We start from the raw sequence: 22,917 nt of genomic DNA on the forward strand, positions 1-22,917 counted from the left end.
CCATCAGGAGGATAATATGAAAAAAATTCTCGCTCAGGCTGCTGCTGCAGCCGTTGTCGTCATGGCGTTTTCTGCGCCGTCCTTTGCTTTTGAACCGGAAGCCACCGAATGTATCGCGCCAGCGAATCCGGGTGGCGGTTGGGACTTTACCTGCCGTCAGGTTGGCAAGACCCTCCAGGATCTGAAGCTGGTTCCCGGCACGATGCAGGTCACCAATATGGCCGGCGGTGGTGGCGGTGTTGCCTATGCCGCTGTTGTCAACAAGCGCAATGACAGCAATGATCTTATTGTGGCGGCCTCGTCTGCCACGTCCACCCGTCTGGCCCAAGGCGCTTTTCCGGGCAACACGATGGATCAGGTGCGCTGGGTTGCCAGCGTTGGTGCCGATTACGGTATCATCGCCGTTGCTAAAGATTCACCGATCAATACGCTGCCGGAACTCATGGAAAAGCTGAAGGCTGATCCGGCTTCCGCGCCGATCGCAGGTGGTTCTGCGGTGGGTGGCTGGGACCATCTGAAGGTTCTCATGGCGGCCAAGAAGGCCGGTATCGATGACGTGCGCACGGTCAAGTATGTTGCATTCGATGGCGGTGGCGAGGCTGTGACCCAGCTTCTGGCGGGCTCTGTTGCAGCCTTCACAGGCGATGCATCGGAAGCCAAGGGCTTTGTTGATTCCGGCGACATCAAGGTGATTGCGGTTCTGGCACCTGAGCGTCTGGAAGGCGATTTTGCATCCTTCCCGACGGCAAAGGAGCAGGGCATTGATGTGATCGGTGCCAACTGGCGTGGCTTTTATGCCCCCGGCGGCATGAGCGACGATGCCTATAACTATTGGGTGGATGCTATCGGCAAGGTCTATGATTCTGCCGAGTGGAAAGAGACCATGGCTGCCAACGGCCTTGCACCGCTCGACAAGCGCGGCGCTGACTTCCAGGCATTTGTTCAGGAGTCAGTCTCCGACATCCAGGCGATTTCCAAGGAAATCGGTATCCTGAAATAAACCTCACATATTTGACATAAACCGCGGACGGTTAGCTCTGTCCGCGGCCTTTTCTGTTCTGCGCATCGCGCGAAGGGGGAGATATGAGCGACCGTATTCTCGGCGGCATAGGGCTGCTGGTTGCTGCCTTTTACATATGGCAATCGACATTGGTTGAGCTGAGCTTCATCACCGATCCGGTGGGGCCTAAAACCTTTCCGATCATGATTGGTATCGTTTTGGCGCTGGCAAGCCTTGCCATGATTTTTTCACCGGATGCCAATCCGCATTGGCCGCAGGCTGCGAAGCTTCTGGAAATCGGAATTTCGGCAGCTGTGATGGTTGCCTATGTTTATCTCCTGCCTGCTGCCGGTTTCGTGATCGCGACCGCGCTTGCGGCTGCCTTCCTGTCCTGGCGTCTTGGCGCAGAGCCCCTGAGAGGCGTCATTGCCGGTGTGGCGATTTCGGTTGGCATTTATGTCGTTTTCCATCTGATCCTTGGCCTTTCGCTCGCCAAGGGACCACTTGGATTTTAAGGGAGGCTGATCGATGGATACTTTGGCAAATCTTGGCGATGGCTTTCTCATCGCGCTCACATGGCAGAACCTTGCTCTGGCGCTGCTCGGCTGTTTTCTCGGCACCATCATCGGTGCCTTGCCGGGGCTTGGGCCGTCGAACGGCGTGGCGATCCTCATTCCGCTTGCCTTCACGCTCGGCCTTCCCGCCACCTCTGCGCTGATCCTTCTGACGTCGGTCTATTACGGGGCGATGTATGGTGGACGTATCTCGTCCATTCTGCTTGGCATTCCAGGTGACGAACCGGCGATGATGACCACGCTCGACGGCTATCCGATGGCCAGGAACGGGCAGGCCGGCGAGGCGCTTGCGCTTTCGGGCATTGCCTCGTTTGTGGGCGCATTCGTTGCCACCTGGGGCCTGGTCTTTCTGGCACCGCAGCTCGTCAACGTGGCGTTGCTTTTTGGACCTGCGGAATATTTCGCGCTCTACTTCCTGGCCTTTGCGACCCTCGGCGGTGTGGCAAGCCGCAACCAGGGCAAGGCCGCTTTTGCCGCCGCTCTTGGTCTCGGCATTGCCATGATCGGGGTTGACGGTCAGACGGGCGTGCCGCGTCTTACCTTCGGGGAAGTCCACCTCTATGATGGTATCGACTTCCTGATCGCCATTGTTGGTCTTTTTGCGCTGTCGGAAGTTTTTGTCTTTCTTGAGCATCGTGGCGACAATGACGGCGCGAGCGAAGGAAAGATGCAGCTTGGCCGGGTTACGCCGCCGGCTTCCATGTTGAAGGAAACATCCGGCAGCATGGGTCGGGGAACGATCATCGGTTTTATTGCCGGTGTCTTGCCCGGTGCCGGTGCATCGCTCGGTTCGTTCCTGGCCTATGCTTTTGAAAAGCGGCTGAACGACAAGAAGGGCACATTCGGCAAGGGCGATCCGCGCGGCGTCGCGGCACCGGAGGCCGGTAATAACGCCGCTGCCGGTGGCGCGCTGGTGCCGATGCTGGCACTCGGCGTTCCGGGCTCTGGAACGACAGCTGTTCTGCTTGCCATGCTGATGGCGCTCAATATTACGCCTGGCCCGCTGCTTTTCACCCAGCAGCCGGATGTGGTCTGGGGCCTCATTGCAGCGCTCTTCATCGGCAATGTCATGCTTCTGGTGCTGAACCTGCCGATGGTTTCGATCTTCGTGCGTGTTCTGCTGATCCCGACAAAATATCTCATGCCGACGGTGGCGATGATTTCCTTTGTCGGCATTTACGGCATCTCCGGATCGACGTTTGATTTGATCGTGATGATCCTGTTTGGCCTGCTTGGCTGGGTCTTGCGCAAGTATGATGTTCCGCTGGTGCCGGTCATCATGGGCGTGCTGCTCGGCAATGCGATGGAAGTGAACCTTCGCCGTGCGATCACGATTTCGGATGGCGACTGGTCGGTCCTGGTGGGTTCACCCTTGGCAATCGGCCTTTGGGCGCTCGGTATTGCGGGCTTCGTCCTGCCGATCATTGTCGGCCGTTATTTCCGCCCTGTACCTCAAGTCAACGATGAAGTGGCAGAGGGTGACTGAGCACAGCTGCGCATGCAGATGTGCTTGAAGCAACGCTTCGGGTGTGCGTTTGGGCATAACAGTCCGCCGCACACCTTTTTTTTTATCTTCAGATCAGGTTGCGGCGGATGGTAAGGGCGACAGCCTGAATCTTGTTGCTGGCACCGAGTTTCCGGCAGGCATTGGTGATGTGATAATTGACCGCCGATGCTGTCAGTCCAAGACGGGCGGCGACCGCTTCACTGGAATAACCATCTGCCGTCCACGACAGAACTTCCTTTTCCCGTTTCGTCAGTTCAGGCGCTTCGCGGCGCTCCTGCCCGAAAGCCAGGCGAATTGCGGCGTCGTGAAATTGGGCTGAGAAAAGCTGCAAACGCGCTGTTTCCTCTTCCACCACATCGTGAACCAGATTACGGTTGGAAAGCGTGACGGAAAATATGCCGGCGTCGCCCTCCGGTCCCGCTGCCGGAATGCCATAACCTTCCAGAATTCTGTACTCGCTCGCTTCGTGAAAAACGTGACGCTCGGCTTTTCTGTACGGGCGAAGGAAACCGCGCTCGCCCCAGAAGAAGGGCAGGCGCGACCGACGCGATATCGTCACCACCGGATCATAGAACTTGTAGCTGCGGGCGCGGTAGCGATCCAGCCACTCATCCGGGTAGTTGCTGATGAAAATGTCTTCGTCCGGCGTCCGCCCGTCGGGCAGGCGGGTGATCAGGTAGCCGAAATAGTCGCAACCCATTTTGCGCGTGAAAGTTGAGGCCAGCGAAAGCAGCTCGCCCATGGATTCGGCTGCCGTCGGATCGTCGGTCATGCTCAGGCTTGTCATTTTCGTTCCCACACGGCCAAAACGGGCCATTTTTATAAAGTTTGATAGTTCTAACCCCGAATTTTGCTCCCTTACAATAGACCGATAATTGCAGACAGGGGATCAAAATGGCTGTGACGTTCAAATTTTCGCAATCTCTCATCGGCCTTGCAGGGGGAACAGTGCTTTCTGTTCTGGCCGCCAGCGCCAGTTATGCCGAGACGATCAAGATCGGTGTGCTGGCTCCTTTGACCGGGCCGAGTGCTTCCGACGGCCAGGAATTCGTCAATGGCGTGACCTGGGCGGTGGAAGAGGCCAATGCTGCCGGTGGGGTCGCCGGATACACATTCGAAGTGATGACGGCGGACGTCAAAGACGGCTCTGCGGCCAATGTGACCAGCGCGGTCGAGCGTCTGGCCGGCACTGACGGCGTTGAAGTGGTGCTGACCGGCTATGCAAACCTCTCCATGTTCGAGGTCGATCTCTTCAAGGAATATGGCATTCCTTATCTCTCGGCAGGGCCTTCGCCGGCCGTTGCAGCGATCGTTAGCCAGGCGCCGGAAGACTATTGGTGCTGCTGGTCCTACACCGCAGATTTTGCAGGATACGTGACCGATCTTCTGCCGGTGGTGAAGGAATTTGCCGCAGACGGAAAGGCGGATATTTCCGACAAGACGGTTGCCATCATTTCTTCCGACAACCCGTATTCCAAGGGCATTTCGGAAGGCATGAAGCAGGTGTTTGCGGCGGACGGCTGGAACATCACCGTGGATGAAATCGTGCCGTTTGGCGAAGTGTCCGACTGGCGCTCCATCCTCACCAAGGTACGCGAGACCAAGCCGAACCTGGTGATCAATACAGACTATCTGCCGGGCAATTCCGCACTCTTCCTCAAGCAGTTCCTGGAAGACCCGACCAACAGCATCATGTTCCTGCAATATGCGCCGTCCGTGCCGGAATTCTTGACGCTGACGGGTGAGCAGTCCAACGGTGTTCTCTACAACCTAATCGGCGGTCCGCTGGATAGCCCGAAATGGCCGCGTGCGCAGAAGCTGCTTGCCGAATACAAGGACAAGTTCGGCATCGAAAGCGGTGCTTATGGTGTTGGCCTTTATGAAATGGCGAACATGTATTTCGACGCGCTGAAGCAGGTGGGCGATGCAAGCGACCACGAAGCCATCGGCAAGGCGATTGGTGCGATGGAAAAGGAAACCGTTGCCGGTATCGTGAAGTTCGACCCCAAGACGCATATCGCTTTGATCGGCAATGACTATGTGCCGACCTCTTTCTGGCAGATCGAAGACGGCAAACGCATTCTCGTTGGCCCGGCAAAATATGCCAACGGTTCCTTCACGCCGCCGCCGTGGATCAAGAAGTAACCGTTTGCCAACATGAGAGGCCACGCAGTTTCACCCACGGAATTGCGTGGCCAACGCTTGATCTGTCACGGAGATTTTCGTTGTCGGCCTTTTTTGAAGTTCAAGGCTTGTCGAAGTCGTTCGGCGGTATTCATGCGGTCAAAAATCTCAGCCTCACGGTGGATGAGGGGAAGATTTTGGGCATTGCGGGACCGAACGGCAGCGGCAAGAGCACATTTTTCAACATCGTGACCAAGGTGCCTTTCGGCGCGGACAAGGGAACGGCGCTTCTTCAGGGCAGGAACATCCTGACCATGAAGCCGCACGAAATCGCCCGCAATGGTGTGGCGCGCACCTTTCAGCGCGAGAATGTCTTTGCATCGCTGAGTGCCATCGACAATGTGCTGGTGACGACCGAAAACGCGCGTACGGCACGCGGCTTTACCGATAATGTGAAGGCTGCGGAAGAGGCGCTGGAACTGGCCGATTTTCCCGCAACGCTTCACAACACGCCTGCCGGTGCGCTGCCTGTTTTCCTGCGCAAGCTGGTGATGATTGCCTCCGCTCTAGCGCTGAAGCCAAAGGTTTTGCTGCTGGACGAGCCCGCCTCCAGCCTCACGCCGCATGAGATTGCGCGCATCCAGTCCCTGATCCTGAAGCTGAAGGGTGCAGGTATGACGATCCTGCTGATTGAGCATGTCTTGCCGCTGCTGACGGCGGTTTCCGACAGGCTTGCCGTTCTCAATCAGGGCGAACTGATCGCCAACGGCCTGCCCGACGAGGTGATTGCCAATCCACTGGTTGTGGAAGCCTATCTGGGGAAGAAACAATGACCGCACTTCTGGACGTCATCGGCTTGAGCGGCGGTTATGAACCTGTGCAGATTTTCAAGGATGTGACCTTGAGCGTTGAGCGTGGGGCCTGTGTTGGCTTTTTCGGGCCGAATGGGCATGGAAAGACCACGCTGATGAAGACGCTGAGCGGCATTATCGATCCCTGGGCCGGACGCATCGTGTTTGAAGGTGAGGATCTGGCTGCAGAAGGCGAGCGCAAGACGCGGCGCTCACGCAATCTCAATTATGATGTGCTGGTGCGGCGGCGCATGGACCCGAAGCGGGTGGCGCGCGCCGGCCTCATTCATGTGGCGCAGGGCTCCACCTTGTTTCCCGATATGACGGTTGCCGAAATCCTCTCGATTGCGCCGGCCCCTGCCTTGGCTGGCGGACGTGAATCGGATGAGGGGTCCGTGTTGCAGCTCTTTCCCCGGTTGAAGGAGCGCATGCATTCCAAGTCCCGCTTTCTCTCCGGCGGTGAACGGCAAATGCTTTCCATGGCCTGCGGATTGTTGGCAGCGCCGAAGCTTCTCATTCTGGATGAGCCGACGCTCGGGCTTTCGCCGAAATTGCGGCTGGAGCTGGCCGGTGCGGTTCATACGATCCGTGAAAGCGGTGTGCCAATCATCCTCGTTGATCAGGATGTGGAATTTCTGCGCGATCTTGTCGGCACGCTCAATGTGTTCGACCACGGATCAATCTCGCGTCGGCTCAGCCAATCGGACATTCCCGATCATGAAACGCTGATGGCCGAACTGTTTGGCAGGAGGGTGCAGTGATGATGGATGCGTCCACCTTCGTTTCGGTTCTTACTGGCGGGCTGGTTCTCGGCGTCTTGTATTCGTTGATGGCTTTTGGTCTGGCGCTGGTCTGGACAACGCTCGGCATTTTCAATTTTGCGCATGGCGCTTTCATTGTGATGGGCGCCTATATTGCCTGGCAGGTCGGCAATCCCGATGGTTTTGGCTTGGGGTTCTGGGCCGGTGCCATTGTGGCGGTCCTGGGCATGTTCGTGCTTGGCGTGGTCTTCCAGTTCCTGCTGATCAAGCCGTTTGAGCGCAAGCCCAATATCGTGCTCCTGACCGTCATCACGACGCTCGCTGGAGCGACTATCCTTGTGAACGTCATTAATGTCATCTGGGGGCCGCGTTCCAAGCAGATATCGCTGCCGGTGAGCGGTGATATCGCGTTCGGCCTTTTCCGCATCAGCGCCAATGAAGCCGTTATGGTTGTTGTTGTTGCGGCAGCGCTTGCCGGGCTTGGCTGGTTTTTATTGCGCTCGCCGCTTGGCCGCTCCATGCGGGCGGTGGCGCAAAACCGTGAAGCCGCCCAGCTGATGGGGCTCAATGTGCCACTGCTTTATGCGGCCACTTTCGGTCTTGCGGCGTCTCTGGCCGGGCTTGCAGGTGTGTTCATCGGCTCCATTCGGTTCATGACGCCGAACCTTGGCGACGATCCGCTGCAAAAGGCGTTGGTGGTGGTTATTCTGGGCGGCGTGGCGCGGTTTACCTCGCCCATCTATGCGGCCTTCCTTGTGGGCCTCATCGAGGCGTTCGCGACCTATTATGTGGGCCTCTACTGGACGCCTGCCGTTCTCTTCATTCTCATGATTGCCGTTCTGGTCGCCAAGCCTGAAGGGCTGTTTGGCCGGCGGCAAAGGTCTGTCTGATGCGTTACGATCCTCCCTTTCACCGCACCAATGGCCTGTGGCCGACGCTCATTCTCATTGCGCTGGCCGCTGTTGCGCCTTTCGTGATCAGTGACAGTTACACGCGTCATCTGCTCATTCTGGCTTTCATGTATGCCATCGTGGCGTCCAGCTGGGATTTCAGCCTGGGCTTTGGCGGTCTCTTCAATTTCGCGCATGGCGCACTCTTTGCGGTCGGTCTTTATACCTATGCCCTGACGACGAAGTTTCTCGCGGTTTCGCCCTGGCTTGCGCTGGTGCTGGCGGGCGCGGCGGCGATTATTCTGGCCGTTGCCATTGCATTGCCGGTTCTACGGCTTGACGGGATCTACGTCATCCTCGTCACCATTGCCGTCAGTCAGCTACTCTACCAGATCACGGTCAGTCAGTCGGATTTCACCGGTGGCACATCGGGCGTCGTCTCTCTTCCGGGTCTGAAAATCGGCAAATACCCGTTCATCCGTGACGGCAAGATCGGGTATTATTATACGGCGCTTGCGCTTCTCGTCATCTCGACAGCGTTTCTCTATGCAATCACGCGCTCGCGTCTCGGGCGAGCAGCTGTTGCTCTTCGCGACAACAAGTTCTTCGCCATCGCCCGCGGTGTCTCCGAAGCCCGCACGCGCGTTCTCACTCTGGCGGCGAGCGCGCTTTTCACTGGAATTGCTGGGGGATTCTACGGTTCCTATGTGCGCGTTGCGTCGCCTGATGTTTATGGCACCGGGTTTCTGACGACCATTCTGTCCATTCTTCTCGTTGGCGGAGCTGCAACCTTGTGGGGGCCGATTGCCGCGGCCTTCTTGATCACCTTTCTTTCCGAACTGCTTGTTGATCTCGGACCCTGGCGCGAAATCATCATGGGCCTCATCATCATACTCGTGGTGGTGTTTTATCCAGGTGGGCTGTGGGCTTTTATTCAGGAGCTGCGCGAGAAGGTCGATGGGGTGAGAACCGGTGTCACGGCGACCTACCGGCGAAAGCGGGGCAAGACGGCGCGCGAAGCCATGATGAGCGGCGCGAAAGAGAGCTATATCCGGACCCTGCATGGCCTGACGGCGATCTCCGACAGCGGCGGCAATCTGCCGGCGCTTCTGCTGATCCACGGCAATTCGGCTTGCAAGGAAGCATTCTACAAACAGTATGCCGCGTTGAAGGATCGCTTCCGACTGATTGCGTTTGACCTTCCCGGTCACGGTGTCTCTTCCAATGCCGATCCCGAGACCACCTATAATGCAGTGGCCTATGCTGAAGTGGCCGAATCCGTGCTGGCCGACAGGGGTGTTTCGCAGGCCTATGTTTTCGGCTGGTCGCTTGGCGGCTATGTGGCGCTTGAGCTGGCGGCGCGGGAGAATGTCAAAATTCTGGGACTTGCGATTGCTGGCACGTCACCGCTGACTGTCGTGCCGGATGATTTCGCAGATGGGTATGATGCGAGTTCGCACCTTATTCTGTCGGGCAAACAGTTTTTCACTGCGCAGGAGAGTTATGATTATGCGAGTTCGGCGACAGCGCCGAAGTCGGCTGAAAGTGCCTTCATGCATCGCAACCTGCCGCGCACGGACGGGCGTGCACGGGCCTATATGATGACCAAGCTTGCCATCGTGAACTGGCCCCGCCAGATGCGTCGTCTTTGGGAGAATGCGTTTCCATTTGCCATCGTCAATGGCGACAACGACCCGTTCCTCAATCACGATTACATTCGCCGCCTCTCATCGGCTGAAGACTGGCCGCATGTTCTGATCGAGATCGAGGATGGCAAACATGCGCCGTTCTTCAACAAGCCGGACGAATTCAACAAGGCGATTGTTTCCCTTTTCGCCGGAGCTTGAGCAAAAATGCGAAATTTTGCGCGTGGCAGGTGACATCGCCACCGGCATATGCTCCTACAGGTTCAGGCATTTTGCAGGAAGCGCGCGGAGGAGGTTTCGATGCGCGGCTTGCAAAATGATGATCCTGAAAATGACGATGAGAGAAGCACGATGAACAGAATTGAGGCGCTGAACCTTGAGAATTTGGCGGTGGAGATGGAGGAGAACGTCGCGCTGGTGACGCTGAACCGTCCCGAAAAGCGCAATGCTTTGAATGCCGACACAATCGAAGAGCTGATTGCGCTGTTTTCGCTCTTGCCACGTTCAGGCGTGGGCGCCGTTGTTCTCAGAGCTGCGGGCGACCACTTCTGTGCCGGGCTGGACCTGATCGAGCATTATCAGGAAGACCGCAGTGCCGCCGATTTCATGCATGTGTGTCTGCGCTGGCACGAGGCGTTCAACAAGATGGAATATTCCGGCGTTCCGGTGATTGCAGCGCTGCATGGCGCTGTGGTTGGCGGCGGGCTGGAGCTTGCCTCGTCCGCGCATATCCGCGTTGCGGATCACTCGACTTATTTTGCGCTTCCCGAAGGTCAACGCGGTCTGTTTACCGGGGGAGGGGCCACCATCCGTGTGGCTGACCTCATCGGTAAGGCCCGGATGATCGACATGATGCTGACGGGTCGCATCTACAAGGGCGAGGAGGCGATGCAGGTCGGGCTTTGCCAATATCTCGTCGATGGCAGCAGTGAGGACAAGGCGCTGGAACTTGCGAAGGCCGCTGCACAGAACCCGCCGCTTTCCAATTTCGCCATCTGCTCGGCGATTTCTCATATGCAGAACATGTCGGCTCTGGATGCCTCTTATGCGGAGGCTGTCGTTGCAGGTATTGTCAACACGCAGCCTGCTTCGCGTGGCCGGTTGGAGGCCTTTGCCAATAAGACAGCGGCGCGCGTAAAGCCGAAGGCATAATTGTTTTTGCCGGCCCCGGAAATTGTCCGGGACCGGCTTTGATATTTACCAGCCGAATTTCTTCGACAGGCTGACCTTGAAGGTGCGGCCCTTCGAGTAATCGTTGTTCAGGAACTCCTTGTAGTTCTGATTGAACACGTTATCGATGCCGAACTGTGCCTGCCAGCCCTTCATCTGCCCCTGGCTTGGGGTCCAGGTCAGGAAGATATCCTGGGTGTTGAACGGCCTGGAGAAGCGGCTTGATGATCCGCCTGTGCAAGAGACCGTCGTTGTGGCGTTGCGGCACGCATCCTGCGGTCCGGCAATGAAGCGGGATTTGATGCCGAATTCGAGATCGTAATCCGGGACGCGACCACCGAGCGTCAGCGCCAGCTCATCAGGAGCGACTGACGGCAGGAAGCTGTTGTCGGAAAGATTCTTGCCGATGATGTGGGTGTAGGCGGCAGACGCGAACACATAGTCCGAATCATAGGCTGCCTCAACTTCGATGCCGTAGAAGCGTGCCCGGTCAAGGTTGACGTAACCTTGAACACCGCGGTTGTAACCTGACTTGAGTGCCGGGTTAAGTGCAATCAGGTTCTTCACGTTGTTGTGGAAGAACGTGGTCTTCAACTGCGCGCTGTCGTTGGTCTGCAGAAGGTCGTTGCCCGACAGTGCAAAGCCGAGTTCCCAGTTGTCCGACTTTTCCTTCTTCAACCCGAGGCTGGGGTCGAATGTGGAGCGGCTTGCACCGGTGGAGAATACTTCGTCGATGGTCGGGAAGCGTTCTGTGTGCGCAAAGGAGCCGAACAGCGCGAAGTTGTCCGTGATCTTGTAGTGGGCCGCAATCTTTGGCGAAAAGGCCGTGTCGTTGAAATCGGATTTCAAACCGGTGGAGGATGCCGGCGAAAGCGTTCTCCAGTCGAAACGTGCGCCCGGGATGACGGTGAACACATCGTTCCAGACAAATTCGTTCTGCACGAAAATGCCGTTTCTGAGGTCGGTTCCCTCCGGGTGGAAGTTCACGCCGCTCGTCGATGTCAGGATGTCGGCAGTGCGGGTCTGGTGCGCAAACTGCCAACCATAGGTGAGATAGTTATCCCAACCGTCGCCATGGGTCTCAGACGTGTTCTGGATGTTGAGCTGAAACGCCTTGTAGCCGTAATCGGAATCGCAGAAGAGCGTGCTGGTTGCGCAGGTCAGACGCGCTGTGGGATTGCCGCTAGCATCGCGCTGCTTGTTCAGCGTGTTGGAATAAGACGCAGACACTTTCAGGTCGAGCAGATCGCTGTCGGTGAAAGGATTTTCATACGAGACGATAAAGGTGTCGTCGATGATGTGCCGGTCGACAGTGCCGAAGCTCTCACTGGTTCCGGTCTGGGCATAATCCTGATCGTTGGCATCGGAATCCCAATGCTGATAGGAGACGCCCAATTTTCCTTCATCGCCCACATTCGCGGTCACTTTCGCAAGGCCCGACCAGGTGTTGTAGAAGGAGGAGCGGACAACGGTGCCGTCGCCGGTGTGATAGTTGTTGGCCTTGCGGTAATTGCCGCTGAAGAGCACATCGACATCAGGGCTGATTTTCTGGACCAGCACGAAGTTTTCCAGAATGGCGTTGCCGTTGGAGGAATAGGTGCTCTTGAGCTTCAGGGCACCTTGTTCATCGCCTTCGAGAAAATCAGAAGCATCCTTTGTGGCGAAGTTTATGACACCGCCCAATGCACCGGAGCCGTAGAGTGTGGACGATGCCGGTCCACGAAGCACTTCCACCTGCTTGTAGAGTTCGGGGTCTGAGAAGAAGCTGCCAAGGCGATATTGCTCGTAGAATTTGCTGACGCCATCGACATTGACGATGATCCGGCCTTCTTCACCAGCGCTTTCGGGCGCGCCAATGCCGCGAATATTGAAGCTCTGGCCGAACATGCGGTCCGAGCCGCTGGTGTTGACGCCCGGAATGTTCCTGATGATGTCGCCCACGGTTTCAGGCTGTATGGTGTCGATTTCCTGCTGGTCGATAACGCTGACCGATTGCGGCGTATCGATAGCCACTTTCTCCACGCCTGCACCCACGACGATGCGTTCGAGCTGCGTGACGCGTCCCTTTTTCTGTGATGCGTTAGAATTGTCCACGGCATCCTGTGCCAGCGCCCCGCCGGCAGCCACAAATGCAACGCACGCCAGCAGAACCTTCTGCCGGGATTTAACAAGCCCCATTTTACTCTCCTATCCCATATAAGCGCTGGCTGGCAGAGGAGGCTGGCTTGCACGTTCTAAACATGATTTTTTAACTCATGTATTGCGTCTCCTATTTAATATGAATATAGCAGTCAAGTATTGAATTTAAAACGCCAAGCCAGCTCCGGCAAGCCAGGCAATCGGAAAAGCAAAGTCCCTTATTTGCGATGGCAAACGAGATCGAAAAGTCGCAGGCGCTGGAGCCAGTCATGAAGGTTGAAGGTTCGGTTCTCTCCAGTATGTCCCTGTTCAAAGGCCGAAAGGAAATCGTCATTGAACACAATGGCGAATTCTATCGGCTGAAGATCACGCGACAGGGCAAGCTTATCCTTAATAAATAGGAGAGCCTTTCTATGACCGCCGCTATGGTGAACGCCGAACATATCCGTCAGTTCAAGCTCGATAATCCGAAGATGCGTGAGCGCGAAATTGCCAAGCATTTCGGCATATCCGAAGCTGAATATGTCGCCGCTTGGCTTGGACATGGTGCCACGCGGATCGCGACGGATTTCGAGCTGATCTTCCCGCGTCTGGAAGCTCTCGGGGAGGTGCTGGCTTTGACCCGCAACGAGAGTGCCGTTCATGAGAAAATCGGCGTTTATGACCGCTATATTCAGGGCAAGCATGCAGCCATGATGCTGGGCGAGTTGATCGACATGCGCATGTTCCCCAAACATTGGGTTTTCGGTTTTGCTGTAGAGATGGCAGCCGGTGATGCCGTCAAGCGCAGTTTTCAGTTCTTCGATGCTGCGGGCGATGCCGTTCACAAGATCCATCTTCGCCCGGCCAGCAATGTTGAGGCATGGCGTGCGCTGGCCGGTGAACTTGCGCTGGCAAATCAATCGAGTTCTCTTCAGACATCAGCATCCGTGCTGGAGGTTTATGAAAACGACGCTGCCGTTCCGCACACCGAATTGCGCGAGCGCTGGGAGGCCATGACGGATACGCACCAGTTCGTGGGCATTCTCCGCAAGCTCAAGATCTCGCGTTTGGCGGCTCTATCGACCATCGGTGATGATTTCGCATGGCGGCTCGATCACGACGCTGTCGCGCTTCTGATGGAGCAGGTCGCCGAGATTGCCGTTCCGATCATGTGCTTTATCGGTAACCAGGGCTGCATTCAAATTCACTCCGGACCGATCAAGACGACCAAGGCCATGGGGCCGTGGTTGAATGTGATGGACGAGACATTCCACATGCATTTGCGCAACGACCGGTTGGCTGAAATATGGGCGGTGCGCAAGCCAACGGACAAGGGGCATGTTACCTCCCTGGAAGCTTATGATGCGGATGGAAATCTCGTCATTCAGTTTTTCGGCAAGCGGATCGAAGGGCAGGACGAGCGGGTCGAGTGGCGTGCAATCGTCGAGAACCTTCCGCGCCTTGCCACGTCCAAGGCAGCGTGAGGGCATGATGATGAGGTTCACCAAACTCGCAATCACAATTGCAGCGTTTCTATTGACCATGCCTGCCGCATTTGCGGAGGGAAACAAGGATGCCCAACGCATTGTTGCTGTTGGTGGCTCGGTTACCGAGATTGTCTATGCGCTCGGTGAAGAGGGGCGGCTGATTGGGCGTGATTCCACCAGCATCTATCCGCCGGAGGCGCTGAAGCTGCCGGATACCGGCTATATCCGTGCGCTCTCGCCGGAGGGCATTCTGTCTCTCAATCCCGACCTCATCCTCAGCCTGGAGGGTGCCGGGCCGCCTGATGCCCTTGAAACGCTGAAATCTGCCGGTGTTCCTTTTGTCGAAATACCCGAGGGCTTTGATCGGGATGCGATCGTGCGGAAAATCGAGGCTGTGGGGACCGCGCTTGGTGTTGAAGCCAAGGCAGAATCCCTTGCCGCGAAGGTGAAGACTGATCTCGACCGTGCGATGGAAGCCGCTTCTGCAGAAGGCGCCAAAACACGGGTCCTGTTTATCCTCTCGCTTCAGAACGGCCGGATCATGGCCGCCGGTCGCGACACGCATGCTGACGGGATTATCAAGCTCGCGGGCGGCGAGAACGTGATGGCCTCGCTTTCCGGCTATAAGCCGGTAAGCAATGAAGCCGTGATTGAAGCCGCCCCCGACGTGATCCTGATGATGAATGGCAGGGGCGATCATTCGCTTCCCGACGAGGCGATCCTTGCCAATGCCGCCGTGTCCGAAACGCCAGCCGGCAAGGCGGGCCGACTCATTCGCATGGATGGCATGTATCTTCTGGGATTCGGACCCCGCACGGCCGATGCGATTGCAACGCTGCACGAGAAATTTGCGATGCAATCAACCGAGGCCAATCCATGAGCGGTGTGGTCGAGACCGGAGAAGGCTCAATGCTCGGCGGGTTTATATCGCGCGAGGCAGTCGCTGTTCTCACGCTCTGCGGCCTCGGCGTTCTGCTTGTCATCGGCATGGGCATGTCGCTGACGGCGGGCGCGTCGAGCGCCTCAGTCGGCAATGTCATTCGCTATTGGCTGGGCCTGTCGGGAAGTGATGCGGTTGCGCCGCGGGAAATCCTCATCATCCAGCAAATTCGTCTGCCGCGCGTCGTCATGGGCGCGCTGGTGGGAGCATGCCTTGCCGTTTCAGGCGCTGTCATGCAGGGCATATTCCGCAATCCGCTTGCTGATCCTGGGTTGGCCGGGGTCTCAGCCGGCTCGGGTCTCGGTGCTGCCACCATCATCGTCCTGGGCGGGGCGATTGCGCTGCCGCAGATTGTGACGGCTAATTTCCTGGCGCTGCCGCTCGCGGCCTTTATTGGCGGTCTTTTGACGACCGGGCTTCTTTATCAACTGGCGACACGAAAGGGTCGTACCTCAATTGCCACCATGCTGTTGGCGGGCATTGCTTTGGGTGCGCTTGCGCAGTCTGCCACCGGCATACTCTTCTTCATGGCCGATGACCGGCAGCTGCGCGATCTGAATTTCTGGCTGCTCGGTTCGCTGGGCGGTGCCAATTGGCTGAAGATTGCAACACTGGCTGGCGTGCTGGCCGTCTCGATGACCGTGCTGCCGTTCATGGCTGCCGGGCTCAACGCGCTTGCGCTTGGTGAGGCGGCTGCCGGGCATATGGGCGTTCCGGTCGAGCGCATGAAGGCGACGGCGGTCGTCATCGTTGCAGCAATGACTGGTACGGCAGTGGCGGTGAGTGGCGGTATCGGTTTTGTCGGGATCGTCGTGCCGCATATTCTCAGGCTTTCCATCGGACCGGATCATCGGTTCCTGCTGCCGGGCGCAGCGCTTCTCGGCGCCATTCTGCTGGTGCTCGCCGATGCCGTGGCGCGGACGCTGCTCGCGCCCGCCGAATTGCCGATTGGCATCATCACGGCACTTGGCGGTGCGCCCTTCTTCTTGTGGATCCTGTTGCGGCGGCGCAGCGTTCTCGACTTTTGAAAGGAAGATCGATGCATATGATAACGGCAAAGGGTCTGAACGTCCGGCATGGCCAGAAAGCCATTCTTCATGGCGTGGATTTTCAGGCCAGAAGCGGGGAGATCACCGTGGTCGCCGGGCCGAACGGTTCCGGAAAATCGACGCTCGTTCGTGCCATCTCCGGTGAACTTGCGTTTGAAGGAAGCGTGACGATCAACGGGGTGGATGCATCCGCAATGAAAGCCTGGGAAATGGCAGCGGTCCGTGCGGTGCTCCCGCAGGAAACGCTCGTTACCTTTCCCTTTACGGCAGGCGAGGTTGTTCGTCTCGGTTTAACCACGGGTATCTTCTCCAACAGAGCCGTACGTAATCAGATGGTGGAAGCCGCGCTGGAACGGGTCGGGCTGGCAGGTTTTTCCCGCCGTATCGTGCACGAGCTTTCGGGCGGCGAACGCCAGCGGGTCCAGCTTGCGCGCGTGCTGTGCCAGATATGGGAGCCGGTTGGTGAAGAGGGACCGCGCTGGCTGATCATGGATGAGCCGGTTTCCAGTCTTGATGTTCGCCATCAGCTCGCGGTCATGGAGCTTGCGCGCGACTATGCGGCGGGCGGTGGTGGTGTCATCGCGGTCATGCACGATCTCAATTTGAGCGCGCTATATGCCGACCACATTGCGTTCATGAAGGACGGCCGCTTCGTCGCAGAAGGCACCCCTGCCGAGGTGGTGACTGCTGAGGTGCTTGAAGCGGTGTTCGATTGTGCCCTGAAACCGGGATTGCCGCCACGGGACGGAATTTTCGTGCTGCCGCAGTCTGCTGCGTCGCAGCCGACGAACTTGAGCCTGGCGGCCGAGTGACAAAGGAGAAAGCCATGTCATTTTCAAGATTTATCATCGCTAGCCTTGCTGCAGCCGTGTTTGGCGCCGGTGCTGCCGCGGCAGAAGACAAGCCTTCCATTCGCCTGGAGCTGAACAATCTGGAGGATCTGTCTGCCGGTTGTCGGTTTACCTTCGTCTCTGCAAACAGCGCCGGACACGATATCGAGAAGGCTGCCTTCGAGGTTGCATTCTTCAATGCCGACGGTCTTGTGGACAAGCTTACGACACTCAATTTCGGGCAATTGCAGGACGGTCGCACGGTGGTGCGTCAGTTTGAAATTCCTGGCAGTAAGTGTGACGGCTATTCGCGCGTTCTCATCAACGCAGTCAAATCCTGCGACGGGTTTCCCGGTGGCGTTGACGCATGTGAAGCCGCACTTGCGACGGCCAACAAGAGCAAAATCGAATTTGGAGCATAGTCATGCAAGCTGCGTTTGATACGATCAAGTCTTTCCTGGCATTGGGCGGCCCAGTGGTGGCCATTCTTTTGGCTGTTTCCGTTTTGGCGCTGGCTCTGGTGATCTTAAAACTCTGGCAGTTTATCACTTGCTCGACCGGCAATGGGCGGGTTGCCCAACGCTTTGTCGCGCGTCTGAAAGCGGACCGGGTTCCAGCTGACCTTATGGCGTATCAGAAACAGAAGAGTGCGGCTTGCGGTGCAGTGGCGCTTGCCTATTCGCTGAAGGCGCGGGGCGACATGGACAAGGCCGCGATCGAGGAAGAGGTCGGCCAATATGCAGCAACCCGGCTTCACGAGCTTCAGAGCGGTTTTCGTCTCCTGGATGCGATTGCACAACTGGCCCCTCTGCTTGGCCTTTTCGGGACGGTGCTCGGCATGATCGATGCGTTCCAGCAGCTTCAGGGCGCGGGGTCCAATGTCGATCCTTCGCTTCTTGCCGGCGGCATCTGGGTGGCGCTTCTGACCACGGCGGCCGGTCTTGCCGTTGCCATGCCGGTTTCGTTGATCCTGACCCTTCTCGAAACGCGTATCGAGAACGAACGCATGATCATTGAAACGCAGGTCGGCGCGTTGCTCTCGCCACGGGCGGAGCGCGGTGCGGTTGAAGCTTCAACCGCGCACGGGCGTGTGCGAGCCGCCTATGCTGGTTAAAGCGCCTCGACATCAGCGGCGGCGGCTTTCGATGACATCGCTGATTGATGTGGTCTTTTTGCTGCTGCTCTTTTTCATGCTGACCTCCACCTTCTCCCGTTTTGCGCAAACAGAGATTACACCTCCGGTTCAGCGTGGCGGTACCGCCTCTCAAAGCCCGGCCGTCTTGGCCAAGCCCTTGAGTGATGGCTGGCTGATCAACGGTGTGGCGGTCAGCAACGAGGCTTTGACGGAGACGATGAAGACCTACAAGGACAAGGGTGCCGAGCGCGTGCTGCTCGGTGTCGATAGCGCACTGGACTCCCAGCGGCTGGTCGAAGCGCTGGAAAGCCTCCGTGTGATGGGTCTGAAGGTGAGCATTTCGAGGTAATGTAATGTTGCGCATGGAGCGACCGTCTAAGCCACGGCAAATGGAAAATACGATCACGCTGATCAATATCGTTTTCCTGATGCTGATCTTCTTTTTGATTGCCGGCACAATTGCACCAACTGCGGCCCCCGAGGTCGAGGCGATCAAGACCAGTGAAGCCGAAGAGGCACAGCAGGAGAAGATGTTGGGCATTCGCGTTGATGGCACGATGATCTACGAGGGGCGGGAAACCACTGCCGAGGCCTATCTTGCGGCGCTGAACGCCGAGGCTACGGACGCAGGGGAAGAGCCGGTCATTCGCCTGTTGCCCGACCGGGCGCTTCCTGCAACCGAGCTTCTGGACATTGTTTCCACACTGCATGAAGCGGGCGGCGGCAAGATCGTCGTCTTCAGCGAACGAGCGCAACCATGAAGCTTGGCGCAAAACACTGGCTTGCCGCCTTGGTCTTGTCGGTTGGTCTGCATTTTTCCGTTCCGTACGTGATGCAGGGCGACAAGGATGCCATGTTGATCGAGGGTGCTACCGGCGGTGGTGAGATCATTCTTCTGGGACAGAGCGAGTTCGATGCCGTTGCAGCCGGTGCCGAAACCGAGGTTCAGGAGGCTTCGGAAACATCCGAAATCGAGCCGGTGCCGACTGAGGCCGTGCAGGCTGAGGAGAGCGAGGAACTGACACCGCAAGAAACCGAGGCCGAACAGGTTGCCGATACGCAGGCGATAGAGCCTGCCAATAGCCAGGCGTATGCACCAAGTGAGACGAACCCGGTGATCGAACCATCGCAGACGGCGGCGCTTTCCGAGCCGCTGGAGGCGGTTGAGGAAATGCAGCCTGTCATCAACCCGCCGACGCCGCAACCGAGACCGGAGCCTCCGAAACCGGCTCAGCCGAAAAAGACCGTTGTACAGAAAGCAAAGCCCAAGGCCGGCGCCGGAGGCACGGCCAATGCCAATGCACGGCGGGCCGAGTCTCAAGGCAATCAGAAACGTTCCAACAGTTCCGCTGGCAATGCCGCTGTTTCCAACTATCCAGGCACGGTGGCGCGCCGGCTGCGTCGCGCGTTGCGCTACCCGAAAAGTGCTGCACGGCAGGCGAAAGGCGGGCAGGCCCAGGTGGGCTTTACCGTTACGGCAAGCGGGCAGGCCGTGTCCATTCGCATCGTTGCTAGCTCGGGATCACCGGTTCTCGACCAGGCCGCACTTGATGCCGTGCGCCGCGCCTCGCCGTTTCCCGCCATTCCCCCGGAGGCGGGGCGAAGCCAGTGGCCGTTCGTCGTGCCGATGATCTTCGCGCGCTGATCGACAACGATTGTACGTCCCCATCATAGTCCTACGGGCGTGACCTCCAAAAAGACTGGAGACTCTCAATCCTTCGAGGTGGGGGCGTGCAACGCTTGAAAAAATTGTGTTACCTGTGCAAACGGGAGAACAACAAGCGGCGTGCGGCGGAGGAGACTATGGACGCATTTACCTTCAATACATCCAAATCCATTCAGTTCGGTGTTGGTGCGCTCGGCAGGATCGGGGAACTTGTCCGGCAGCAGATCGGTGATTGCGTGATGCTGGTCACCGATCCGGGCATGATGGCAACGGGCATTGTGGAGAAGGCGTTGCAGCCGCTGCAGGATGCCGGGGTGACGGTGGAACTCTTCGCCGACGTGGAAGCAGACCCGCCCGAGCGGGTGGTGTTGAAGGCCACGGAGCACGCCATTTCTGTGGGGGTCAGCGGCGTGATCGGGCTTGGCGGCGGTTCCTCGCTGGATGTGGCCAAGCTGGTGGCGCTTCTCGCGCGTGGCGAAGAACAGTTGATGGATATTTATGGCGTCGGCAATGCCAAGGGTCCGCGGCTGCCGCTCATTCTGGTTCCGACAACAGCCGGAACCGGTTCGGAAGTTACGCCGATTTCCATTGTCACGACGGGCAAGAACGAGAAGATGGGTGTGGTCTCGCCGGTTCTTCTTCCGGATATCGCGCTACTCGACCCGGAACTGACCTATGGTTTGCCGCCCCATATTACGGCGGCCACCGGAATTGATGCCATGGTGCATGCAATCGAGGCTTATGCGTCTGCCAGCCCGAACAACAATCCGGTGTCCCGCATGCTCGCGGTTCAGGCGCTCACGCTGATGGGGCGGTCCATCCTGAAAGCGGTCCATGAGGGCAAGAATGTCGAGGCGCGCTCGGATATGCTGTTGGGTTCCATGCTTGCGGGGCAGGCTTTTGCCAATTCACCCGTTGCTGCCGTTCATGCCCTGGCCTATCCGCTGGGCGGTCATTTCCACATCCCGCACGGGCTTTCCAATGCGCTGGTGCTACCGCATGTGCTGCGCTTCAATGCCGTCACAGCTCCGCAACCCTATGCAGAACTGGCACCTTACGTTTTCCCTAATCTGGCTGACATGGAAGGGCAGGAGCGGGCAGCAGCGTTTTGCGACCGGCTGGCTGATCTGTCGCTTGCCTGCGGGCTGCAGCCGAATTTGCGCGCGATGAATATCCCGGAAGATTTTCTTCCCAGGCTTGCCTCTGATGCGATGAACCAGACGCGGCTGCTTGTGAACAATCCGCGTCCGGTCTCGGAGGCTGATGCGTTGGCGATCTACCGCGCGGCCTTCTGACTGCGTTTTGGCTCAAACATGGCAAACCAGTAGCCGGCAGCGGCGGCGGTGGCGGTGATTGCAGCGCCCCAGATCATATCGACAACCGTGACAATCAACGGCCAGTCAGACATGGTCGCCATGTTCGTGAGGTCATAGGTGCCATAGGCAACAAGGCCCATGAGCGCGCCGGAAAAGGCCGCACTGGCCATGGTTCCGCGAATGATCGCCGGAGCGACGGCAAAGTAGAGAATGCCGCCGAGATAGAGGACGTAGAACACGGCCGCGGCCACGAGGTTCGGTTCCTCAGCGAGATGGCTGCCGATATGCGTGCGATAAAAGCCAATCGATATCTGAGAAAGCCAGATGAAGTCGATGACGAGAAACACCAGCGACAATCCAATTGCGGCTTTGACATAAGCTTTCATAATTGCCTCTTTTTGTCTTTGAGGCTGGGCAAATCATATGCCCAGCAGCGGCTGAATGATGCGTACGATGCGGCTCTTGAACTTCAAGGGCGCGTCCGTAACGGCAAGGCAGATGCAATCCTCGCCCGGATCGGCCACCGGCTGATGTTCGATGTCATCATCGGTTTCCTCGAAGTCGCCCGGACCGAAGCGTCCGTTTGCGTCGCTGAACGAACCGCTCAGCACCAGCGTCAGCTCCCGCCCGCCATGGCCGTGTTCGGGCACAGGCTTGCCTGCGGGGATACGCAACAGGCGTACCGATGTCGATTTGTCGCCGAGCTTGACCGGGAAATGATAGGCACCCAGCCCCAGCGAACGCCATTTGATCTCATCCGGGTTTCCGCCAAGATAGGAATAGAGCGGCTCGGGAACAGTACGTTCCTTCCTGGGCTCATACCTGATCGGTTTCTCGCCCGATGTTTCCTGATCAACGGTGTCAATGCGCTCGGAAAGCAGGGACCAGGACATCTCGTCGGTTTCCGTGGTCGGTGGCGGTTCGATGCCTTCCATCAGTTGCGCACCGGTCGCTTCCATTGCAGCAAGCCGCGCCCGGCAATGGGGACACATGGCCAGATGGGTTGCCACAGCAACGCTCCAGCCTTCGCTCAGCGCGCCGGTTGCATATTCCAAAAGCAGTTCGTCGCCGATATGGTGGGAGATGTTCATGGACGTTCTCCCAAGGCATCGCGCAGCTTGGCAAAGGCGAGCCGAATGCGCGACTTCACCGTGCCGAGCGGCAGGTTGAGTTTTTCGGCAATGGCGCTGTGCGAAGCCTCTTCATAAAAGGCAAGCTTCAAAAGCTGCAATTGCTCGGGCGGGAGGACTTCCATGGCGCTGCGTACGCGCTCGGCAGATTGTCCCATCTGAACCACTTCGTCCGCCGGGATGACTTCGTCCGGCACGAAGGCCGGGTCATTGGGGTCGAACTCGGGGCGGTTCGTCTTGCGATAGGCGTCGATGCGCACGTTCCGCGCGATGGTGAAAATCCAGCTGGATGCATTGCCGCGCGCGGGATCAAAAAGAGCCGCTTTTTTCCACACGGTGATCATTGTTTCCTGCATTAGTTCTTCGGCCTGTTGCCGATCAGCATTTCTCTTGAGCATGAAAGCGCGGATTCGCGGTCCGTAGTGCCTGAAGAGCACTTCAAATGCCTGCTTGTCCTGACGGGCGCCAACTGCCTCAATCTTCTTAGCAAAGTCCGGTGCTGTCGCACCGTCTGCGTTATCATCCATGCGGCTTCTTGCGTCCTTTGTTTTGCCGGGAACAGCCGCTCGGCCCGCCAAAAGCGTTGGCGGCGGCGGTGTTCTGGCAATGGTCCCGTTTTCCATGGCGATCTGCATGACAAGCGATACGGGGCCGATTTTATGCCGGATCACAGGATGGGAAAAAATTCGAAACTTTTCAATCCATCCTTCGTCTTTCTG

At 57.8% G+C, this 22,917-nt stretch carries 25 protein-coding genes; 20 read left to right on the forward strand and 5 right to left on the reverse strand.

All coding sequences use genetic code 11. From position 1 onward, the window contains the following. Positions 1-16: 16 nt before the first annotated feature. From NHF56_RS03290 to NHF56_RS03300, 3 genes are all read left to right on the forward strand, one after another. The gene (locus tag NHF56_RS03290) at positions 17-1,000 is read left to right on the forward strand and encodes a tripartite tricarboxylate transporter substrate binding protein (RefSeq protein WP_252801540.1); all 984 of its coding nucleotides are present in this window, start codon (positions 17-19) and stop codon (positions 998-1,000) included. An 83-nt stretch (positions 1,001-1,083) separates the two neighbouring features. After that, positions 1,084-1,515, forward strand: coding sequence for a tripartite tricarboxylate transporter TctB family protein (locus tag NHF56_RS03295; protein ID WP_252801542.1), 432 nt, complete (start codon positions 1,084-1,086; stop codon positions 1,513-1,515). A gap of 13 nt (positions 1,516-1,528) precedes the next feature. Continuing rightward, the gene (locus NHF56_RS03300; protein WP_252801544.1) at positions 1,529-3,061 is read left to right on the forward strand and encodes a tripartite tricarboxylate transporter permease; all 1,533 of its coding nucleotides are present in this window, start codon (positions 1,529-1,531) and stop codon (positions 3,059-3,061) included. An 88-nt stretch (positions 3,062-3,149) separates the two neighbouring features. On the opposite strand, the gene NHF56_RS03305 is transcribed toward NHF56_RS03300, so the two are convergent. Then, a complete protein-coding gene (locus tag NHF56_RS03305; protein WP_252801546.1) occupies positions 3,150-3,869 on the reverse strand; it encodes a LuxR family transcriptional regulator in 720 nt (239 codons plus the stop codon). A gap of 107 nt (positions 3,870-3,976) precedes the next feature. Here NHF56_RS03305 and NHF56_RS03310 point away from each other — a divergent pair, with 107 nt between their 5' ends. From NHF56_RS03310 to NHF56_RS03335, 6 genes are all read left to right on the forward strand, one after another. Next, positions 3,977-5,227: an ABC transporter substrate-binding protein gene (locus tag NHF56_RS03310; RefSeq protein ID WP_252801547.1), complete on the forward strand. Its 1,251-nt coding sequence runs from the start codon at positions 3,977-3,979 to the stop codon at positions 5,225-5,227. A gap of 80 nt (positions 5,228-5,307) precedes the next feature. Beyond that, positions 5,308-6,039 (forward strand): ABC transporter ATP-binding protein, encoded by a 732-nt coding sequence (locus NHF56_RS03315; protein ID WP_252801548.1) that lies wholly within the window; start codon positions 5,308-5,310, stop codon positions 6,037-6,039. Beyond that, the gene (locus NHF56_RS03320; protein ID WP_252801550.1) at positions 6,036-6,818 is read left to right on the forward strand and encodes an ABC transporter ATP-binding protein; all 783 of its coding nucleotides are present in this window, start codon (positions 6,036-6,038) and stop codon (positions 6,816-6,818) included. Before NHF56_RS03315 ends, NHF56_RS03320 begins: the two co-directional genes overlap by 4 nt. After that, positions 6,818-7,708 carry a branched-chain amino acid ABC transporter permease gene (locus tag NHF56_RS03325; RefSeq protein WP_252801551.1) on the forward strand — a complete coding sequence of 297 codons (891 nt, stop codon included), beginning with the start codon at positions 6,818-6,820 and terminating at the stop codon, positions 7,706-7,708. Before NHF56_RS03320 ends, NHF56_RS03325 begins: the two co-directional genes overlap by 1 nt. Beyond that, positions 7,708-9,555 (forward strand): alpha/beta fold hydrolase, encoded by a 1,848-nt coding sequence (locus NHF56_RS03330; protein WP_252801552.1) that lies wholly within the window; start codon positions 7,708-7,710, stop codon positions 9,553-9,555. Before NHF56_RS03325 ends, NHF56_RS03330 begins: the two co-directional genes overlap by 1 nt. A 150-nt stretch (positions 9,556-9,705) precedes the next feature. Beyond that, positions 9,706-10,506 (forward strand): crotonase/enoyl-CoA hydratase family protein, encoded by an 801-nt coding sequence (locus tag NHF56_RS03335; RefSeq protein ID WP_252804817.1) that lies wholly within the window; start codon positions 9,706-9,708, stop codon positions 10,504-10,506. A gap of 45 nt (positions 10,507-10,551) precedes the next feature. On the opposite strand, the gene NHF56_RS03340 is transcribed toward NHF56_RS03335, so the two are convergent. Continuing rightward, positions 10,552-12,702: a TonB-dependent hemoglobin/transferrin/lactoferrin family receptor gene (locus tag NHF56_RS03340; protein ID WP_252801553.1), complete on the reverse strand. Its 2,151-nt coding sequence runs from the start codon at positions 12,700-12,702 to the stop codon at positions 10,552-10,554. A 230-nt stretch (positions 12,703-12,932) separates the two neighbouring features. On the opposite strand from NHF56_RS03340, the gene hemP reads away from it, so the two are divergent. The 11 genes from hemP to NHF56_RS03395 all read left to right on the forward strand — a co-directional run bounded on the left by hemP (position 12,933) and on the right by NHF56_RS03395 (position 21,047). Beyond that, on the forward strand, positions 12,933-13,064 hold the full coding sequence (gene hemP, locus NHF56_RS03345) for a hemin uptake protein HemP (protein ID WP_252804819.1): 132 nt from the start codon (positions 12,933-12,935) through the stop codon (positions 13,062-13,064). Between the two features lie 12 nt (positions 13,065-13,076). Further along, complete coding sequence (locus tag NHF56_RS03350) at positions 13,077-14,129, forward strand: hemin-degrading factor (protein WP_252801554.1); 1,053 nt, start codon at positions 13,077-13,079, stop codon at positions 14,127-14,129. A 7-nt stretch (positions 14,130-14,136) separates the two neighbouring features. Further along, complete coding sequence (locus NHF56_RS03355) at positions 14,137-15,012, forward strand: hemin ABC transporter substrate-binding protein (RefSeq protein ID WP_373456283.1); 876 nt, start codon at positions 14,137-14,139, stop codon at positions 15,010-15,012. Continuing rightward, positions 15,009-16,100, forward strand: coding sequence for a FecCD family ABC transporter permease (locus NHF56_RS03360; protein WP_373456242.1), 1,092 nt, complete (start codon positions 15,009-15,011; stop codon positions 16,098-16,100). The genes NHF56_RS03355 and NHF56_RS03360 overlap by 4 nt, the downstream gene beginning before the upstream one ends. A 17-nt stretch (positions 16,101-16,117) precedes the next feature. Beyond that, entirely contained in the window at positions 16,118-16,933 is an 816-nt protein-coding gene (locus tag NHF56_RS03365; protein WP_252804821.1) for a heme ABC transporter ATP-binding protein, read from the forward strand. A gap of 14 nt (positions 16,934-16,947) precedes the next feature. Beyond that, the gene (locus tag NHF56_RS03370; RefSeq protein WP_252801556.1) at positions 16,948-17,373 is read left to right on the forward strand and encodes a hypothetical protein; all 426 of its coding nucleotides are present in this window, start codon (positions 16,948-16,950) and stop codon (positions 17,371-17,373) included. A 2-nt stretch (positions 17,374-17,375) separates the two neighbouring features. After that, a complete protein-coding gene (locus tag NHF56_RS03375) occupies positions 17,376-18,065 on the forward strand; it encodes a MotA/TolQ/ExbB proton channel family protein (protein ID WP_252801557.1) in 690 nt (229 codons plus the stop codon). Beyond that, complete coding sequence (locus tag NHF56_RS03380; RefSeq protein WP_256995376.1) at positions 18,055-18,435, forward strand: biopolymer transporter ExbD; 381 nt, start codon at positions 18,055-18,057, stop codon at positions 18,433-18,435. The genes NHF56_RS03375 and NHF56_RS03380 overlap by 11 nt, the downstream gene beginning before the upstream one ends. Positions 18,436-18,475: 40 nt before the next feature. Further along, the gene (locus NHF56_RS03385; RefSeq protein WP_252801560.1) at positions 18,476-18,847 is read left to right on the forward strand and encodes a biopolymer transporter ExbD; all 372 of its coding nucleotides are present in this window, start codon (positions 18,476-18,478) and stop codon (positions 18,845-18,847) included. Continuing rightward, a complete protein-coding gene (locus tag NHF56_RS03390; RefSeq protein ID WP_252801562.1) occupies positions 18,844-19,731 on the forward strand; it encodes an energy transducer TonB in 888 nt (295 codons plus the stop codon). The genes NHF56_RS03385 and NHF56_RS03390 overlap by 4 nt, the downstream gene beginning before the upstream one ends. Positions 19,732-19,889: 158 nt before the next feature. Beyond that, positions 19,890-21,047 carry an iron-containing alcohol dehydrogenase gene (locus NHF56_RS03395; protein WP_252801563.1) on the forward strand — a complete coding sequence of 386 codons (1,158 nt, stop codon included), beginning with the start codon at positions 19,890-19,892 and terminating at the stop codon, positions 21,045-21,047. Here NHF56_RS03395 and NHF56_RS03400 read toward each other — a convergent pair. The 3 genes from NHF56_RS03400 to NHF56_RS03410 are packed head-to-tail and all read right to left on the reverse strand — an operon-like array spanning position 21,029 to position 22,869. After that, positions 21,029-21,454, reverse strand: a complete 426-nt coding sequence (locus tag NHF56_RS03400; protein WP_252801564.1) for a DUF2177 family protein — start codon at positions 21,452-21,454, stop codon at positions 21,029-21,031. The two genes, NHF56_RS03395 and NHF56_RS03400, sit on opposite strands and share 19 nt — an antisense overlap. A 33-nt stretch (positions 21,455-21,487) precedes the next feature. Beyond that, positions 21,488-22,159, reverse strand: coding sequence for a ChrR family anti-sigma-E factor (locus NHF56_RS03405; RefSeq protein WP_252801565.1), 672 nt, complete (start codon positions 22,157-22,159; stop codon positions 21,488-21,490). Then, entirely contained in the window at positions 22,156-22,869 is a 714-nt protein-coding gene (locus NHF56_RS03410; protein WP_373456243.1) for a sigma-70 family RNA polymerase sigma factor, read from the reverse strand. The genes NHF56_RS03405 and NHF56_RS03410 overlap by 4 nt, the downstream gene beginning before the upstream one ends. Positions 22,870-22,917: the final 48 nt, after the last annotated feature.

It is taken from the genome of Rhizobium sp. L1K21, assembly GCF_024055895.1.
In the GTDB taxonomy this organism is placed as follows: domain Bacteria; phylum Pseudomonadota; class Alphaproteobacteria; order Rhizobiales; family Rhizobiaceae; genus Ensifer_A.

Bases quoted from the DNA above. Each gene is read 5' to 3' on its own strand.
- NHF56_RS03330 (WP_252801552.1), top strand. From the start codon at position 7,708: ATGCGTTACGATCCTCCCTTTCACCGCACCAATGGCCTGTGGCCGACG.
- NHF56_RS03405 (WP_252801565.1), bottom strand. From the start codon at position 22,159: ATGAACATCTCCCACCATATCGGCGACGAACTGCTTTTGGAATATGCA.
- NHF56_RS03395 (WP_252801563.1), top strand. From the start codon at position 19,890: ATGGACGCATTTACCTTCAATACATCCAAATCCATTCAGTTCGGTGTT.
- NHF56_RS03340 (WP_252801553.1), bottom strand. From the start codon at position 12,702: ATGGGGCTTGTTAAATCCCGGCAGAAGGTTCTGCTGGCGTGCGTTGCA.
- NHF56_RS03290 (WP_252801540.1), top strand. From the start codon at position 17: ATGAAAAAAATTCTCGCTCAGGCTGCTGCTGCAGCCGTTGTCGTCATG.
- NHF56_RS03400 (WP_252801564.1), bottom strand. From the start codon at position 21,454: ATGAAAGCTTATGTCAAAGCCGCAATTGGATTGTCGCTGGTGTTTCTC.
- NHF56_RS03355 (WP_373456283.1), top strand. From the start codon at position 14,137: ATGATGAGGTTCACCAAACTCGCAATCACAATTGCAGCGTTTCTATTG.
- NHF56_RS03305 (WP_252801546.1), bottom strand. From the start codon at position 3,869: ATGACAAGCCTGAGCATGACCGACGATCCGACGGCAGCCGAATCCATG.
- hemP (WP_252804819.1), top strand. From the start codon at position 12,933: ATGAAGGTTGAAGGTTCGGTTCTCTCCAGTATGTCCCTGTTCAAAGGC.
- NHF56_RS03365 (WP_252804821.1), top strand. From the start codon at position 16,118: ATGATAACGGCAAAGGGTCTGAACGTCCGGCATGGCCAGAAAGCCATT.
- NHF56_RS03320 (WP_252801550.1), top strand. From the start codon at position 6,036: ATGACCGCACTTCTGGACGTCATCGGCTTGAGCGGCGGTTATGAACCT.
- NHF56_RS03360 (WP_373456242.1), top strand. From the start codon at position 15,009: ATGAGCGGTGTGGTCGAGACCGGAGAAGGCTCAATGCTCGGCGGGTTT.
- NHF56_RS03335 (WP_252804817.1), top strand. From the start codon at position 9,706: ATGAACAGAATTGAGGCGCTGAACCTTGAGAATTTGGCGGTGGAGATG.
- NHF56_RS03390 (WP_252801562.1), top strand. From the start codon at position 18,844: ATGAAGCTTGGCGCAAAACACTGGCTTGCCGCCTTGGTCTTGTCGGTT.
- NHF56_RS03325 (WP_252801551.1), top strand. From the start codon at position 6,818: ATGATGGATGCGTCCACCTTCGTTTCGGTTCTTACTGGCGGGCTGGTT.
- NHF56_RS03375 (WP_252801557.1), top strand. From the start codon at position 17,376: ATGCAAGCTGCGTTTGATACGATCAAGTCTTTCCTGGCATTGGGCGGC.
- NHF56_RS03350 (WP_252801554.1), top strand. From the start codon at position 13,077: ATGACCGCCGCTATGGTGAACGCCGAACATATCCGTCAGTTCAAGCTC.
- NHF56_RS03310 (WP_252801547.1), top strand. From the start codon at position 3,977: ATGGCTGTGACGTTCAAATTTTCGCAATCTCTCATCGGCCTTGCAGGG.
- NHF56_RS03380 (WP_256995376.1), top strand. From the start codon at position 18,055: ATGCTGGTTAAAGCGCCTCGACATCAGCGGCGGCGGCTTTCGATGACA.
- NHF56_RS03385 (WP_252801560.1), top strand. From the start codon at position 18,476: ATGGAAAATACGATCACGCTGATCAATATCGTTTTCCTGATGCTGATC.
- NHF56_RS03370 (WP_252801556.1), top strand. From the start codon at position 16,948: ATGTCATTTTCAAGATTTATCATCGCTAGCCTTGCTGCAGCCGTGTTT.
- NHF56_RS03300 (WP_252801544.1), top strand. From the start codon at position 1,529: ATGGATACTTTGGCAAATCTTGGCGATGGCTTTCTCATCGCGCTCACA.
- NHF56_RS03295 (WP_252801542.1), top strand. From the start codon at position 1,084: ATGAGCGACCGTATTCTCGGCGGCATAGGGCTGCTGGTTGCTGCCTTT.